The sequence below is a fragment of the Pseudoalteromonas sp. EB27 genome (assembly GCF_001974875.1).
GTDB lineage: Bacteria > Pseudomonadota > Gammaproteobacteria > Enterobacterales > Alteromonadaceae > Pseudoalteromonas.
Genome location: NZ_MTQD01000006.1, coordinates 42891 through 58223 on the forward strand (window position 1 = coordinate 42891; position 15333 = coordinate 58223).

The following is a 15333-nucleotide window of genomic DNA, read 5'->3' on the forward strand; positions in this document are numbered from 1 at the left end:
GTATAAATACCAATTAGGGTGATCAAACATCCGATTGTTGTGGTATAAATTATTATCTCAGTAAGGGGTTGCCAATGCTAAACAAAGACTTAGAACTCACATTAAATGCCGCGTTTCGTGAAGCGCGCACTCGCCGTCATGAGTTTATGACCGTAGAGCACCTTTTACTTGCGCTGTTAGATAATCCTTCTGCAGGAGAAGCCCTAAACGCGTGTGGTGTTAATATTTCTGGTTTAAAAACCGAATTATTAGAATTTATTGACGAAACAACACCCGTCATTCCAGATCTAGAAGAAGAGCGTGAAACCCAGCCAACACTTGGTTTTCAACGTGTATTACAACGCGCTGTATTTCATGTGCAATCGTCAGGTAAAAATGAAGTTACTGGCGTGAATGTGCTAGTTGCTATTTTTTCTGAGCAAGAAAGCCAAGCTGTATATTTACTTAAAAAGCATGATGTATCGCGTTTAGATATCGTTAACTTTATTTCGCACGGTATTTCTAAAGCAGATGATGATTTAGGCAACGACAGCGACGATATTCATGATGAAGTGCAAGAAGTTCAAAATGAAGAAGCAAGCAAGCTAGACAGCTTTACAACTAACTTAAACGTTCAAGCAAGTGAAGGTAACATTGACCCACTGATCGGGCGCGACAGCGAAGTGGAGCGCACGGTACAAGTATTGTGTCGTCGTAAAAAGAATAACCCATTACTTGTTGGTGAAGCGGGCGTTGGTAAAACAGCAATTGCTGAAGGCTTAGCGTATCGTATTGTTAATAAGCAAGTACCAGAAGTAATTGCAGACGCTGTTGTGTACTCGCTAGATATGGGGGCGTTACTTGCGGGTACTAAATACCGCGGCGACTTTGAAAAGCGCTTTAAAAGCTTACTTAAAGAGCTGCAAGCTGAGCCAGGCTCTATTTTATTTATTGATGAGATACATACCATAATCGGTGCCGGCGCGGCGTCTGGTGGTGTTATGGACGCATCAAACTTGCTTAAACCACTCCTTTCAAGTGGTAAGCTACGTTGTATGGGTTCAACCACTTACAATGAGTATAAAAATATTTTTGAGAAAGACCGTGCATTAGTTCGTCGCTTTCAAAAAATTGATGTACTTGAGCCAAGTGTTGCCGATACCACTAAAATATTAAACGGCTTAAAAGAGCGTTACGAAGAGCACCATGGTATTCGTTACACTCAAAAAGCATTAAAAGCAGCTGCAGAACTGAGTGCTAAATACATTAATGAGCGTCACTTGCCAGATAAAGCAATAGATGTAATTGATGAAGCCGGTGCAAGTCAGCGTCTGCAACCTAGCTCTAAACGTAAAAAAACCATTGGTGTGGCAGATATAGAACTAATTATATCTAAAATGGCACGTATTCCTGCGCAAAGCGTCTCGTCAACAGATAAAGAAACGCTTAAAAACCTAGACCGTAACCTTAAAATGCTCGTGTTTGGGCAAGATCAATCTATTGACGCGCTTACATCAGCGATCCGTTTATCTCGCTCTGGTTTATCGAGCGAAGAGAAACCTGTAGGTTCGTTTTTGTTTGCAGGGCCTACCGGTGTGGGTAAAACAGAAGTAACTAAGCAACTTGCTAAATGCATGGGGGTTGAGTTTATTCGTTTTGATATGTCGGAGTATGTAGAGCGCCACGCAATCAGCCGACTAATTGGTGCACCACCAGGGTATGTTGGTTTTGAGCAAGGCGGTTTATTAACAGAAGCCGTTATTAAAAACCCACATGCGGTTGTACTTTTAGATGAGATTGAGAAAGCGCATCCTGACATTTACAACATTTTGCTACAGGTTATGGATCACGGTACGTTAACCGATAACAATGGTCGTAAAGCTGATTTTAGAAATGTAGTGGTTGTAATGACTACCAATGCGGGTGTACAAGAAACTACACGTAAGTCGATTGGTTTTACAGAGCAAGACCATACACATGATGCAATGGGCGAAATTAATAAAGTATTCTCGCCTGAATTTAGAAACCGTTTAGATAACATCATTTGGTTTAATCACCTTGAACGTGAAGTTATTTTACTGGTGGTTGATAAATTTATTGTGGAACTGCAAGCGCAGCTTGATAAAAAATCGGTTAACCTTGAGCTTACGTCCAAAGCACGTGAGTGGTTAGCAGATAAAGGCTACGATAAAGCGATGGGTGCACGTCCAATGGCACGTGTTATTCAAGAAGAGCTTAAAAAGCAATTAGCGAACGAAATATTATTTGGTGAACTTGTTGATGGCGGTACGGTTAAAGTATCGGTTAAAGATAAGAAGATTCGCTTTGATTACGAGAGTGATTTAACACCAGCTTAAACGTTAATTAAATAATTTAGTTAAATAAAATGGCCCGCTACATAATAGCGGGCCATTTTTTTTGCCCTTTTTATAGGCAACAAAAAACCCAGTAAAAACTGGGCTTTTTGTTTATTAAATGTAATTGCTAGTCAATGTCTATCAATTACATTTAATAAACGCTTAAAGCTAGTTAAATACTAGCCAAAAACTAAATCTCGTTTACGCACTTACTTAGCGAGCACGGAATACGATACGACCCTTTGATAAATCGTAAGGAGTCATTTCTACCGTTACTTTATCGCCGGTTAAAATACGGATATAGTTTTTGCGCATTTTGCCTGAAATATGAGCCACAACTACGTGACCATTTTCTAGCTCAACTCGGAACATTGTATTTGGTAAAGTATCAAGGACAGTCCCTTGCATTTCGATTACGTCTTCTTTCGCCATGTTTAGCGTAACACCTCTTTAATAGTTAAACGCTGCAGATTTTGCCCAAAATACACCAATAAGTAAAGGCGCAGGGGCTATATTTGCAAATTAAATAGCCACCCACTCATCATTGAGCTGTTTTTGAGCAGGTAAAAACTGAGTTTTGTACTTCATTTTGTCGCATTCATCAATTTGATAGCCCAAGTACACGTATTGTTTATTTTGTTCTTTAGCAAACTTTAGCTGCTCTAATATCATCACAGAGCCTAAACTATAGTGTTCAAAGTCGGGGTCAAAAAAGGTGTAAATTGCAGAAATAGCGCTATTCATACAATCGGTTACAGCAACTGCGACTAAAGTATCTTGGTGCCACAGTTCAATAAATGTGATCTTAAGCCAACTGCAAAGCAAAAAACTTTGAAACTGTTCTTTTTCAGGAGGATACATACTTCCATCCTGATGACGCATCGTTATGTACTTGCTATAAAGCGGATAGTACTCAGGTCGCTCTTGCGTTGAATATTTTACCTCAAACTGTGTTTTTGCTTTGTTTAGTTTACGTTTTTGCGATTTTGAGGGCATAAAGTCTTGTGCTAATACACGTACAGAACTACATGCGCTGCATATTGGACAGTGCGGACGGTAGATTTGATTACCACTGCGACGAAATCCTAAACCTAATAAAGACTCAAATTTGTCGGTGCTGTAGCAACTGGGATCAAGAATAACTAAAAGTTGTTCTTGTCTGTTGGGTAAATAGCTACAGTCAAACTCTTGGGTTAAACCAACACGTGCAGGAAGTTGTTCATTCATAGATTGCGTCAAGTTCTTGTGGCTCCCACATAATAGGGTTAACGGTATAGTTATGTGCAGCTTTTAGTTTAGTCAAAAATGTGGAACGGGGGATTACTTGTGCACCCAGAGTCATTAAATAAGGGTTTTCTAACTGGCAATCAATAAAATGCGCATTATGACGTTTAAGCCAATTTACAAGTGCCCACATAGCAAGCTTAGAGCAATTTGTTTGATGATGAAACATCGACTCACCACAAAAAACACCGTTTTGCATAATGCCGTATAAGCCACCTGCAAGCTCCCCGTTACTCCACACCTCTAAACTATGTGCAATGCCAGCTTTGTGTGCATTAACGTAAGCGTCGAGCATGTCAGAGGTGATCCAAGTGCCATCGGTATCAAGGCGTTGATCGCGACAGGCTTCTATCACCTCTTCGAAGGCATTATTAATGGTTACTCTTACAGGATGCTTTTTTAAATGCTTACGCAGGCTCTTACTTATATGAAAATCATTAAGCTCAAAAATGCCTCGCTCGCTAGGCGACCACCACATAATAGGCTCATCTTCGCTAAACCAAGGGAATATTCCGCTTTTGTAGGCATTACTTAGGCGAGGTAAACTCAAATCTCCGCCAATTGCCAGTAAGCCATCAGGGGATTCTAATGCGTATTCCGGATTGGGGAATGCTATATCGGTTTCACTTAATTGGTATAGCTGATTGCTCATACAGTACTTATTTTATAATTGATCGTAAAAGTGTAACTATATTTTAGACATAAAAAAAGGGCTGAATAATCAGCCCTATTATAATTTATTTAATTGCTTATAAATTATCTAAGAAACGCTCTGCATCAAGGGCAGCCATACAGCCTGTACCCGCAGATGTGATTGCTTGACGGTAAATGTGGTCTGACACATCACCTGCAGCAAAAACGCCTTCTACGCTTGTTTGAGTCGCGTTACCGTGAAGACCAGACTCTACAACTAAGTAGCCATCTTTCATTTCTAGTTGACCAACAAACATATCTGTATTTGGCTTGTGACCAATAGCAATAAATACACCGGCTAAATCAAGTTCTTCAGTTGCATCAGAGTGTGCATCTTTAATGCGCACACCGGTTACGCCCATTTGATCGCCTAATACTTCGTCAAGCGTGCGGTTGTAATGCATTACAACGTTACCGTTTGCTGCTTTTTCAGCAAGGCGGTCAGCAAGTATCTTTTCACTGCGGAAACTGTCACGACGATGAATAACATGTACTTCGTCAGCAATGTTAGATAAGTAAAGCGCTTCTTCAACCGCTGTATTACCACCACCAACAACCGCTACTTTTTGACCTTTATAGAAAAAGCCGTCACAGGTAGCACACGCCGAAACACCACGGCCTTGGAAATTAGTTTCAGACTCTAGGCCTAAGTATTTAGCAGAAGCACCTGTTGCAATAATTAACGCATCACATGTGTAAGTACCTTGATCGCCAGTTAGTGTGAAAGGGCGCTTAGATACATCTACTTTATTGATGTGATCGAATATGATTTCAGTTTCAAAGCGCTCAGCGTGCTCCTTCATACGATCCATTAACGCAGGACCTGTTAAACCGTGTGCATCACCAGGCCAGTTTTCAACTTCAGTGGTGGTTGTTAATTGGCCACCTTGTTGAATGCCTGTAATTAAAACAGGGTTTAAATTTGCACGTGCTGCATATACTGCGGCAGTATAACCAGCTGGGCCAGAGCCTAAAATTAGTAGCTTACAATGTTTTGCTTCAGTCATTATTTTTCCTAAACGTTTAATACTGTGTTCAATATGCTCATTAATGCGCTTGATTCTAAGAAAAACAAGGCAGATGTAAACAAAATCCGCGATTATTTTTTTTCTCAAATCGAAAAGCTGTGCAGTATTGTGTACTAGAGCTCTATGCTTTTACAGCTAATATGTCAAAGTAGCTCAATAAATAGACTAACAGGCAATAAAACAGCGTTAATTCATGACCCCTTTGATTTTTTTTGTTATGTTTTACCTAATTTTATTTGTCACTGATAGATTATGTGACCTAAGCAAATAGGCAACTATGTTATTTTGGCAGGAAAAACCCGCATTCGGGTTGACTTCAAAAGACGTTAACGTCTTAACCAATGCGCAAGATTACCGAACGCAATTGCTACGTTTGATAGCTAACGCAAAAAAACGAATTTATATTACAGCGTTGTATTTACAAGATGACGAAGCAGGCCGCGAAATTTTAGAAGCGCTGCATCGTGTGTCATTGGCAAACCCCGCACTTGAAGTAAAAGTGCTGGTGGATTTTCATCGTGCGCAACGTGGTTTAATTGGCGCTGATAAGTCAGACGGCAACGCAAGTTTATACTGTGACGATTTAGAAAAGTTTAAATCGAACGTACAAGTATATGGCGTACCTGTAAAAGCTAAAGAGTTATTTGGCGTATTGCATTTAAAAGGTTTTGTAATTGACGACACCTTACTTTACAGCGGCGCAAGCTTAAATAATGTGTACTTGCAATACAGCGAGCGCTACAGACTCGATCGCTACTTTTTAATAACGCAGAGCGAGCTGTGTGACTCGGTGGTTGATTTTATTGAGACTAAGCTGCTTAGTTCAGTTGCTGTACCGCGCATAGACACTCGACCGCTTAAGCGTTTGCACGACTTTAAGCTAGATCAAAAGCAATTAATGCGTGATTTAAAAGTCGCAAGTTATAACGCAGCAGAGCAGCTAAATACCAAAGCATTAGGTATTCGCTTGTTTTTAGGGCTCGGGCGTCGTAACAACGAACTGAACAGACTAATAAAAGCGTTATTTGATACCACAGAACAAGAGCTTGTGTTGTATACGCCATACTTTAATTTTCCGGCACCGCTTATGCGATCACTGCGCCGATTATTAAAGCAAGGTAAGCAAGTGACTATTGTAGTAGGGGATAAAACAGCAAATGACTTTTATTTACCGCCAAGCGAGCCGTTTAGTAAAATAGGGGCATTACCTTATTTGTACGAAACTATTTTGCATAAGTTTGTAAAAACGCAAAAGCGCCATATCGATAACGGTAATTTAAATGTGTATCTGTGGAAAGATGGAAGTAATTCGTTTCATTTAAAAGGTATATGTTCAGATAGAACAAAGCATTTACTAAGCGGGCATAATTTAAATCCGCGTGCATGGGGTCTTGATATCGAAAACGGTATTTTAATAGAAGATCCAGAGCAAACAATTATGGATGCTATTGATAACGAAAAGCAGGAAATTTTACAACACTGCCGACGTTTAACAGGCCCAGATGATTTAGAGACGATGGATGATTATCCGCAGCCAGTTAAAAAACTACTTGGCCAAGCTAAGCGCGTAAAAGTAGATTTTATAATTAAGCGTTTTATCTAAACTATTTTATTTAAACCAGTTTATATAAATCTGAAATTTAAATACAAAAAAAGCAGCTAATTAGCTGCTTTTTTTGTGGGTTGTAGTTAGGTCGCTACATTACTAAATAATAGCCTAACTACAAAACGCTAAATTATGCGTTTTCTACCGCTGTGCGTGGGTCAACATATTCCATGTTGAACGCTTCAGCTACTTCTTTGTAAGTTACTTGGCCTTTAATTACGTTTAAGCCTTTTAAGAAGTGAGCGTCATCTAGTAATGCCTTTTTATAACCTTTGTTTGCAAGGTTAATGATGAAAGGCAATGTTGCATTGTTAAGTGCAAACGTAGATGTGCGTGGAACAGCACCTGGCATGTTAGCAACACAGTAGTGAACAACTTCATCAACGATGAAAGTAGGATCAGCATGCGTCGTTGCTTTAGAAGTAGCAATACAGCCACCTTGGTCGATTGCAACGTCAACAATTGCAGAACCAGGTTTCATTGCTTTAATGTGCGCAGCAGTTACTAATTTAGGTGCAGCTGCACCTGGGATTAGTACGCCACCAATTACTAAGTCAGCTTCTAGTACGTGTTTTTCTAATGCATCAGCAGTTGAGTAAATAGCTTTTACTTTATTACCAAATTGCGCATCTAGTGCACGTAATACGTCGATGTTACGATCAAGCACTACAACTTCAGCACCAAGGCCAACAGCCATTTGAGCTGCGCTACGACCAACCATGCCGCCGCCAATAACAACAACTTTAGCAGCTTCAACGCCTGGTACGCCACCTAGTAGCATGCCACGACCGTGGTTAGATTTTTCAAGCGCTTGTGCACCAGCTTGAATAGACATACGACCAGCAACTTCGCTCATAGGAGCTAGAAGCGGTAAACCACCGCGAGAGTCAGTTACAGTTTCGTATGCAATACAAATAGCTTTGCTTTTTACAAGGTCTTCAGTTTGTGGAAGATCAGGTGCAAGGTGTAAGTAAGTGAAAAGAATTTGGTCTTCACGTAGCATTGCACGCTCAACAGCTTGTGGCTCTTTTACTTTTACAATCATGTCTGCTTTAGCGAAAACGTCAGCAGCAGTTGCTAAAATTTCAGCACCCGCTAGCGTGTAATCTTCGTTAGTAAAACCAATACCCATGCCTGCATCAGTTTCTACAATCACTTGGTGACCGTGGTTTACTAATTCACGAACACTTGCAGGAACCATACCTACACGGTATTCATGGTTTTTAATTTCTTTAGGAACACCAATAATCATATCATTTGCCTTATTAAGAACGGATTAACATTTTCCACTATTATATTCATCATAAGCCCGTGTGTCTCACCTTTTTTAAAGTCAAATCTAGTGTTATCATCTATATAATAAAAATAAACAGTATAAAAAACTAGTTGGTACTATGCATCAATTGTTAGATAGAATTGACCGTAAAATTTTAATGGAATTACAACACGATGGGCGCTTGTCAAATGTTGAACTGGCCAGACGAGTTGGCCTAAGCGCCACGCCCTGTCTGGAGCGAGTGAAAAAGCTAGAACGAGAAGGCTACATACTTGGCTATAAAGCAGTGGTCGATCCAGCTAAGCTTGGGCAAGGTTTATCGGTGTATGTAGAAGTAACAATTACTAAAACCTCTCCCGACGTATTTGATGAGTTTAGCGCAGCCGTTAAAAAGCATGAAGAAATTATAGAATGTCATTTGGTATCGGGTAATTTTGATTTTTTACTTAAAACGCGCGTAAATGATATGTCAGAATACCGTGGCGTATTAGGCGACATATTATTAAAATTGCCTAATGTTAGTGAAAGCCGAACTTATGTAGTAATGGAAGAAGTAAAAGGTGAAGAAGGCGTAATTATTCGCCCCTATATTACTTAAGGTTATTTATATTAGCTTGTGCCATTTGCTTATATAAGCTCAAATTATAAAAACTTGTTCATAATCAGGCCATCAAGGTTAAGATAAAGTGCAACAAATTGCATTTCCTGCTAAGGTATTTCACTGCTAAGTAAGTGTGAATAAAAATAGAATAATAAAGAGGAATAGGGAACTATGCGCCTAAACGGTGTGCAAAGACTATTAGAAACAGGGCTGATTATCAGCACCTTTACGGCAATATTTATTTTATGTGCCTTGATCAGCTTTGATCCAGCAGATGCTGCATGGTCGCAAACTAGTTTTAGCGAAGTAAGCAACATTACAGGAGCTGCCGGTGCATGGATAGCCGACATTTTATTACTTACCTTTGGTTGGTTGGCTTACTTAGTGCCTGCGGCCATTCAGCTATTTGGCTATTTGTTATTTAAACAACCTCACCGCATTTTACAGCTTGATTACACCACCTTAGCGCTGCGTGTTATTGGTTTTGCTTTATTTATTACCTCAGCTACCGCTATTAGTAGTATTAATTTTGACGATATTTATAACTTTTCTTCTGGTGGGGTAGTGGGCGATGTTATTGCATCAGCGATGATGCCTGCGTTTAACTTTACCGGTACATCTATATTATTGCTGTGTTTCTTTTTTGCCGGGCTTACTTTATTAACGGGTGTATCGTGGGTTGATTTTGTGGATTATCTTGGCGATTTAATGGTTAGGTTTTACCGCTTTATTGTATCGTACGCAAAAGGCTGGATGCACCGAGAGCATGCTGCGGGCAAAGTAAATGATCACGATGAAGAAGACGCCCATTTTGAAGACGATAAGAAAGAGCAAATAGAGCTGTCTACATCATCTAAAAAAGCAGATAAACAAAAAGCAATTAATGAACCACAAACGCCATTTAGTGAGCCACAAATTAGTGACGACTTTATGTCGTTTGATGAACTTGACGACATACTCGATCAAGAAATTGGCTTTAGCGCCATAGACGACGAGCCAATGGATACAGAAGCTGCATTAAATGCGCTGGACCAAAGCCAAGTTGTAGAGCCTGAAAAACCAGTGACTACGGTGGTATCACCAGCTAGGCCAATGCCTAAACCAAAACCTGCATATCAACCGCCGCCAACGGCAAAAGAGAAGTTTGAGCAATTATTAACACAAGAGCCACCTCCGGGCCCGTTACCGTCGCTTGATTTACTCGACAGACCAGACAAAGCCAAAAACCCAATTTCGCAAGAAGAGCTCGATACAGTATCGCGCTTAGTAGAGACAAAACTACTCGACTTTAACGTACAGGCAAAGGTTGTAGCAGTGTACCCAGGCCCTGTTGTTACGCGTTTTGAACTCGATTTAGCACCGGGTATAAAAGTGTCTAAAATTACAGGCTTAGCTAAAGATTTAGCCCGCTCGCTTTCGGCAATTAGTGTGCGTGTTGTAGAAGTTATACCAGGTAAAACGTACGTAGGTATTGAGCTTCCTAATAAACACCGTGAAATAGTACGTTTGTCAGAAGTAATAAACGCGCCTAAATTTGAGCAAAATCCGTCGCCGCTTACCATGGTGCTAGGTAAAGATATTGCTGGTCAGCCGGTATGTGCTGATTTAGGTAAAATGCCACACTTACTAGTAGCCGGTACAACCGGTTCAGGTAAATCAGTGGGCGTTAATGTCATGATAGTAAGCTTGTTGTACAAATCGGGTCCTGACGATGTACGTATGATCATGATTGACCCTAAAATGCTTGAGCTATCAGTATACGAAGGCATTCCGCATTTATTGTGTGAAGTAGTCACCGATATGAAAGAAGCTGCTAACGCACTGCGTTGGTGTGTAGGCGAAATGGAACGTCGTTATAAATTAATGTCAGCATTGGGTGTGCGTAACTTAAAAGGTTACAACCAAAAAGTGCTTGATGCCAATGAAGCGGGTTACCCGATTCTAGACCCATTATTTAAAGACACCGATGGCATGAAAGAAGGCCCAGACGAGCTAGGAAAATTACCAAGCATTGTTGTAGTAATAGACGAATTTGCCGACATGATGATGATTGTAGGTAAAAAAGTAGAAGAGCTAATTGCACGTATTGCCCAAAAAGCACGTGCGGCAGGTATTCACTTAGTGCTTGCTACGCAGCGCCCATCGGTTGATGTAATTACAGGTTTAATTAAAGCAAATATACCAACGCGTATGGCGTTTCAGGTATCAAGCAAAATAGATTCGCGCACAATACTTGACCAACAAGGCGCTGAAAATCTACTGGGTATGGGCGACATGCTTTATTTACCGCCAGGTACTAGTGTACCAGAGCGTGTGCATGGCGCGTTTGTAGACGACCATGAAGTACACGCTGTAGTAAACGATTGGAAAGCGCGTGCTAAACCAAATTATATTGATGAAATATTAAATGGCGATGCCAGCGAAGATATTTTATTGCCAGGCGAAGCAAGCGAAAATGCAGACGAAGAAAACGATCCGTTATACGACGAAGCTGTATCGTTTGTAATAGAAACTGGCAAAGTATCGGTATCGTCAGTGCAACGTAAATTACGTGTTGGCTATAACCGCGCAGCACGTTTAGTAGAGCAAATGGAAACATCGGGTATCGTGAGTTCACCAGGTCATAACGGTGCTCGCGATGTATTAGTACCTAATGGAGCAAATTCATGAAAAAAGTTAACGCCTTATTATTAGTGTTAGGCAGCGTACTTGCCGCACCAAGCTTTGCTGACGACAGCCAAGCATTACAAGACAGACTTGCCACTTTAAAAAGCTTTAAAGCGCAGTTTGCACAACAAGTAACAGACAAAGAAGGCCAAGCAGTTATGCAAGGCGAGGGCACAATAGCCCTTCAACAGCCTATGATGATTCGCTGGCAGCAAACAAACCCAGACGATACGTTATTTGTATCAAACGGTGATAAAACATATTACTTCGACAGCTTTGCTGAGCAAGTAACTATTATGAAAACCAGCAGCCTAATTGATTCAACACCATTTGTGCTACTTACATCAAAAGACCCAGCACAGTGGGAAAAATACAGCGTACTTGCAACAAATACAGGTTTTAGCGTAACGCCAAATAAAGGCGTAGAAAGCCAAGTAGAACAACTTGATATAGCGTTTGCAGATAACGAGCAAGGCCTTGCTAAACTAGTCGTTACCGACAACTCAGGGCAGCTATCGTCATTTACGTTTAACAATGCACAAGTTAATACGCAGCTTGATAAAAGCACTTTTGAATTTACGCCTCCTGAAGGTGTTGAAATAGACGATCAGAGTAACGGTGAGTAATTTAGGTTTTAACTTTGGGCCCGATGTACGGCCACTTGCCGCGCGTATGCGCCCTACAACGCTTGATGAATACATTGGTCAGCAGCACTTATTAAGCGGTGATAAACCACTGCATCAAGCCATTGTAGCGGGGCGCTGCCATAGTTTAATTTTGTGGGGCCCGCCGGGTGTAGGTAAAACAACACTTGCGCAAATAATTGCCAACCACGCTGATGCCTCACTAATTCAAATGTCGGCGGTAACCGCAGGCGTAAAAGATATACGCGACAGCGTAACGCAAGCGCGGGACAACCTAGAAAACCGTGGCCAACGCACCCTTATGTTTGTTGACGAGGTGCACCGCTTTAATAAATCTCAGCAAGATGCGTTTTTACCGCACATAGAAGACGGCACCTTTATATTTGTAGGTGCAACCACCGAAAACCCATCATTTGCCCTTAACAACGCTATATTGTCGCGAGCACGCGTGTATGTTTTGAAATCGCTTGCCGACACCGACTTATACAGCGTTATAGAGCGCGCACTTAAACAAGACGAACAATTAAGCCAAAAACACATCACTATTGCCGAGAATGCTAAAAAGGCACTATGCCAAGCAAGTGGCGGCGATGCGCGTAAAGTACTTAATTTACTTGAACAAGCGGTTGATTTAACAATCGAGCAAAACGGGCAATACAACGTAGACGAGCACGTACTTAGCCAAGTATTACCAACTCATTTAGCCAAGTACGATAAAGGCGGCGATGAATTTTACGATTTAATATCAGCCTTTCACAAATCAGTACGTGGTAGTTCCCCCGATGGTGCGCTGTATTGGTATTGCCGTATTTTAGCCGGTGGTGGCGACCCTCTATATGTAGCAAGGCGATTACTTGCCATTGCAACAGAAGATATTGGTAACGCCGATCCGCGTGCGATGGAAGTGGCCTTAAACGCATGGGATATATTTCAGCGAGTAGGCCCAAGCGAGGGCGAACGTGCAATTGCACAAGCTACATTGTACTTAGCCAGCGCACCTAAAAGTAATGCGGTGTATATGGCGTTTAATCAAGCCAAAGCAGATGCTCAAAACGAGCCAAGTTACCCCGTGCCAGAGCACCTGCGTAATGCGCCAACCAACTTAATGAAAGACTTAGGCTACGGCGCTGAGTACCGTTATGCGCATAACGAAGAAGGCGCATTTGCCGCAGGTGAAAAATATTTACCGCCAGAAATGGACGGCAAAGAATATTACTTACCGAGCGAGCGCGGCCTTGAGCAAAAAATTAAACAAAAACTCGATTACCTAAAAGAGCGCGATGCGCAAAGCCCACTTAAACGGTACGAAAATGATTAAACTTTATATGATGATCGCCCTTGGCGGAGCCTCAGGTGCGTGTTTACGGTTTTTTATTAGCGAAAGCATGCTAAAACTCCTCGGTAGGGGATTCCCTTTTGGCACGTTGACGGTTAATATTCTGGGTTCATTGTTAATGGGCATTTTGTACGGTTTGATAGATAAAGAAATTATCACCGCAAGCCCCGCTAAAACCCTTATCGGTATTGGCTTTTTAGGTGCATTAACCACCTTTTCAACATTCTCAATGGACTCGTTGTTGTTATTACAACAAGGTCACTTTATTAAAATGGCCCTCAATATCATCTTAAACGTGATGGTGTGTATTTTTATGGCTTGGCTGGGCCTTCAGCTAGTAATGCAAAAAGGTTAAAAAACTAACATGTTAGATTCTAAATTTTTACGTCAAGACATCGAACAAACTGCAGCACGTTTAGCAGCTCGCGGTTACGAACTCGATGTAGCGACGGTAACGGCACTTGAAGAAAAACGCAAAACATTACAAGTAAAAACGCAAGAACTTCAAAGTCAACGTAATGCAAGCGCAAAAGCAATTGGTCAAGCCAAAGCAAAAGGCGAAGACGCACAGCCACTTCTTGATGCAGTGGCTAACTTAGGCAGTGAGCTAGACGCCGCTAAAACTGAGCAAGATGAAGTATTAGCCGCAATTAACGACATTGCTTTAGCAATTCCAAACTTGCCAGACGAGTCAGTACCTGCAGGTAAAGACGAAGATGACAACGTTGAAATTTTAACGTGGGGCACGCCTAAAAAATTCGATTTTGAAGTTAAAGATCACGTTGATGTAGGCCAAGACCTAAACGGTTTAGACTTTGAAATGGGCGTTAAAATTAGTGGCGCACGCTTTACTGTAATGCGCGGCCAAGTAGCGCGTATGCACCGTGCACTAACGCAATTTATGCTAGATACACACGCTGATAAAAACGGCTACACAGAAATGTATGTACCGTACCTAGTAAATAGCGCAAGCCTTTATGGCACCAGCCAATTACCTAAATTTGCAGGCGATTTATTTCACACATTAGGCCTTGTAAATGACGACGGCGAACAACAAGCCGGCTTTAGCTTAATTCCTACAGCTGAAGTACCGCTTACAAACAGCGCCCGTGACGAAATTTACGACGAAAGCGATTTACCAATTCGCTTAGTTGCCCACACTCCGTGTTTCAGAAGTGAAGCAGGCAGCTATGGTCGCGATACACGTGGCCTAATTCGTCAGCACCAGTTTGATAAAGTTGAACTTGTACAACTTGTAAAACCAGAAGACTCAATGGCAACGCTTGAAGAGTTAACAGGGCATGCCGAGCAAATACTACGAGCACTTGACCTACCATACCGAAAAGTAATTTTATGTATGGGCGACATGGGCTTTGGCTCAGCTAAAACATACGACTTAGAAGTATGGTTACCTGCGCAAGATACATACCGCGAAATTTCATCATGTTCAAACATGGCTGACTTTCAGGCGCGTAGAATGCAAGCACGTTTTCGCCGTGAAGGTGTTAAAAAACCAGAGTTACTACATACACTAAATGGTTCAGGCTTAGCCGTTGGCCGTACACTCGTAGCAATACTCGAAAACTACCAACAAGCCGATGGCTCTGTAGTTGTACCAGAGGTTTTACGCCCATACATGGGTGGACTAGAAGTAATTGGTAAACAATAAAAATCAACTTTAAGTTAAGCACGCTTTAAGCTTGTAAATCTTAAGACGAAAGCCGCTGTTTGTAATAAACAGCGGCTTTTTTGTTTTAGGTTAAAAGTAAAAAGGTTCAGCTAATATGTAGGGCGTGCTTTAGTGCTTTATAGTTCTTAGCCAAAAATATGCGCCTGTCCTTTTATCTGTTACGGGGTCAAGT

13 protein-coding genes are annotated in these 15333 nt (G+C 41.3%); 8 read left to right on the forward strand and 5 right to left on the reverse strand.

The annotated features are described in order from the left end of the window. Positions 1-74: 74 nt before the first annotated feature. Positions 75-2336, forward strand: a complete 2262-nt coding sequence (gene clpA / locus BW142_RS08220; protein ID WP_076924543.1) for an ATP-dependent Clp protease ATP-binding subunit ClpA — start codon at positions 75-77, stop codon at positions 2334-2336. Positions 2337-2549: 213 nt separating this feature from the next. On the opposite strand, the gene infA is transcribed toward clpA, so the two are convergent. The 4 genes from infA to trxB all read right to left on the reverse strand — a co-directional run bounded on the left by infA (position 2550) and on the right by trxB (position 5320). After that, positions 2550-2768: a translation initiation factor IF-1 gene (infA, locus tag BW142_RS08225; protein ID WP_002962494.1), complete on the reverse strand. Its 219-nt coding sequence runs from the start codon at positions 2766-2768 to the stop codon at positions 2550-2552. 90 nt (positions 2769-2858) lie between these two features. Next, positions 2859-3563 (reverse strand): arginyltransferase, encoded by a 705-nt coding sequence (locus BW142_RS08230; RefSeq protein WP_010552618.1) that lies wholly within the window; start codon positions 3561-3563, stop codon positions 2859-2861. Further along, on the reverse strand, positions 3556-4272 hold the full coding sequence (gene aat, locus BW142_RS08235; protein WP_076924544.1) for a leucyl/phenylalanyl-tRNA--protein transferase: 717 nt from the start codon (positions 4270-4272) through the stop codon (positions 3556-3558). The genes BW142_RS08230 and aat overlap by 8 nt, the downstream gene beginning before the upstream one ends. Positions 4273-4369: 97 nt before the next feature. Next, on the reverse strand, positions 4370-5320 hold the full coding sequence (gene trxB / locus BW142_RS08240; protein WP_008168643.1) for a thioredoxin-disulfide reductase: 951 nt from the start codon (positions 5318-5320) through the stop codon (positions 4370-4372). Positions 5321-5618: 298 nt separating this feature from the next. On the opposite strand from trxB, the gene pssA reads away from it, so the two are divergent. Continuing rightward, complete coding sequence (pssA, locus tag BW142_RS08245) at positions 5619-6944, forward strand: CDP-diacylglycerol--serine O-phosphatidyltransferase (protein WP_076924545.1); 1326 nt, start codon at positions 5619-5621, stop codon at positions 6942-6944. A gap of 133 nt (positions 6945-7077) precedes the next feature. Here pssA and ald read toward each other — a convergent pair whose 3' ends face one another. Continuing rightward, a complete protein-coding gene (ald, locus tag BW142_RS08250) occupies positions 7078-8199 on the reverse strand; it encodes an alanine dehydrogenase (protein WP_024599039.1) in 1122 nt (373 codons plus the stop codon). 142 nt (positions 8200-8341) lie between these two features. Between ald and lrp the strand changes: the two genes are divergently transcribed. The 6 genes from lrp (at position 8342) to serS (ending at position 15140) form a co-directional block, all read left to right on the forward strand. Then, positions 8342-8821: a leucine-responsive transcriptional regulator Lrp gene (lrp, locus tag BW142_RS08255; protein ID WP_007582985.1), complete on the forward strand. Its 480-nt coding sequence runs from the start codon at positions 8342-8344 to the stop codon at positions 8819-8821. A 174-nt stretch (positions 8822-8995) separates the two neighbouring features. Continuing rightward, entirely contained in the window at positions 8996-11494 is a 2499-nt protein-coding gene (locus BW142_RS08260) for a DNA translocase FtsK 4TM domain-containing protein (protein WP_076924546.1), read from the forward strand. After that, positions 11491-12117 carry an outer membrane lipoprotein chaperone LolA gene (lolA, locus tag BW142_RS08265; protein WP_076924547.1) on the forward strand — a complete coding sequence of 209 codons (627 nt, stop codon included), beginning with the start codon at positions 11491-11493 and terminating at the stop codon, positions 12115-12117. Before BW142_RS08260 ends, lolA begins: the two co-directional genes overlap by 4 nt. Then, on the forward strand, positions 12110-13453 hold the full coding sequence (locus BW142_RS08270; protein ID WP_076924548.1) for a replication-associated recombination protein A: 1344 nt from the start codon (positions 12110-12112) through the stop codon (positions 13451-13453). The genes lolA and BW142_RS08270 overlap by 8 nt, the downstream gene beginning before the upstream one ends. Next, positions 13446-13826: a fluoride efflux transporter CrcB gene (gene crcB / locus BW142_RS08275; RefSeq protein WP_021032117.1), complete on the forward strand. Its 381-nt coding sequence runs from the start codon at positions 13446-13448 to the stop codon at positions 13824-13826. The genes BW142_RS08270 and crcB overlap by 8 nt, the downstream gene beginning before the upstream one ends. 9 nt (positions 13827-13835) lie before the next feature. Next, a complete protein-coding gene (gene serS, locus BW142_RS08280) occupies positions 13836-15140 on the forward strand; it encodes a serine--tRNA ligase (protein WP_076924549.1) in 1305 nt (434 codons plus the stop codon). The last annotated feature ends 193 nt before the right edge of the window (positions 15141-15333 follow it).

Bases quoted from the DNA above. Each gene is read 5' to 3' on its own strand.
- clpA (WP_076924543.1), top strand. From the start codon at position 75: ATGCTAAACAAAGACTTAGAACTCACATTAAATGCCGCGTTTCGTGAA.
- infA (WP_002962494.1), bottom strand. From the start codon at position 2,768: ATGGCGAAAGAAGACGTAATCGAAATGCAAGGGACTGTCCTTGATACT.
- BW142_RS08230 (WP_010552618.1), bottom strand. From the start codon at position 3,563: ATGAATGAACAACTTCCTGCACGTGTTGGTTTAACCCAAGAGTTTGAC.
- aat (WP_076924544.1), bottom strand. From the start codon at position 4,272: ATGAGCAATCAGCTATACCAATTAAGTGAAACCGATATAGCATTCCCC.
- trxB (WP_008168643.1), bottom strand. From the start codon at position 5,320: ATGACTGAAGCAAAACATTGTAAGCTACTAATTTTAGGCTCTGGCCCA.
- pssA (WP_076924545.1), top strand. From the start codon at position 5,619: ATGTTATTTTGGCAGGAAAAACCCGCATTCGGGTTGACTTCAAAAGAC.
- ald (WP_024599039.1), bottom strand. From the start codon at position 8,199: ATGATTATTGGTGTTCCTAAAGAAATTAAAAACCATGAATACCGTGTA.
- lrp (WP_007582985.1), top strand. From the start codon at position 8,342: ATGCATCAATTGTTAGATAGAATTGACCGTAAAATTTTAATGGAATTA.
- BW142_RS08260 (WP_076924546.1), top strand. From the start codon at position 8,996: ATGCGCCTAAACGGTGTGCAAAGACTATTAGAAACAGGGCTGATTATC.
- lolA (WP_076924547.1), top strand. From the start codon at position 11,491: ATGAAAAAAGTTAACGCCTTATTATTAGTGTTAGGCAGCGTACTTGCC.
- crcB (WP_021032117.1), top strand. From the start codon at position 13,446: ATGATTAAACTTTATATGATGATCGCCCTTGGCGGAGCCTCAGGTGCG.
- serS (WP_076924549.1), top strand. From the start codon at position 13,836: ATGTTAGATTCTAAATTTTTACGTCAAGACATCGAACAAACTGCAGCA.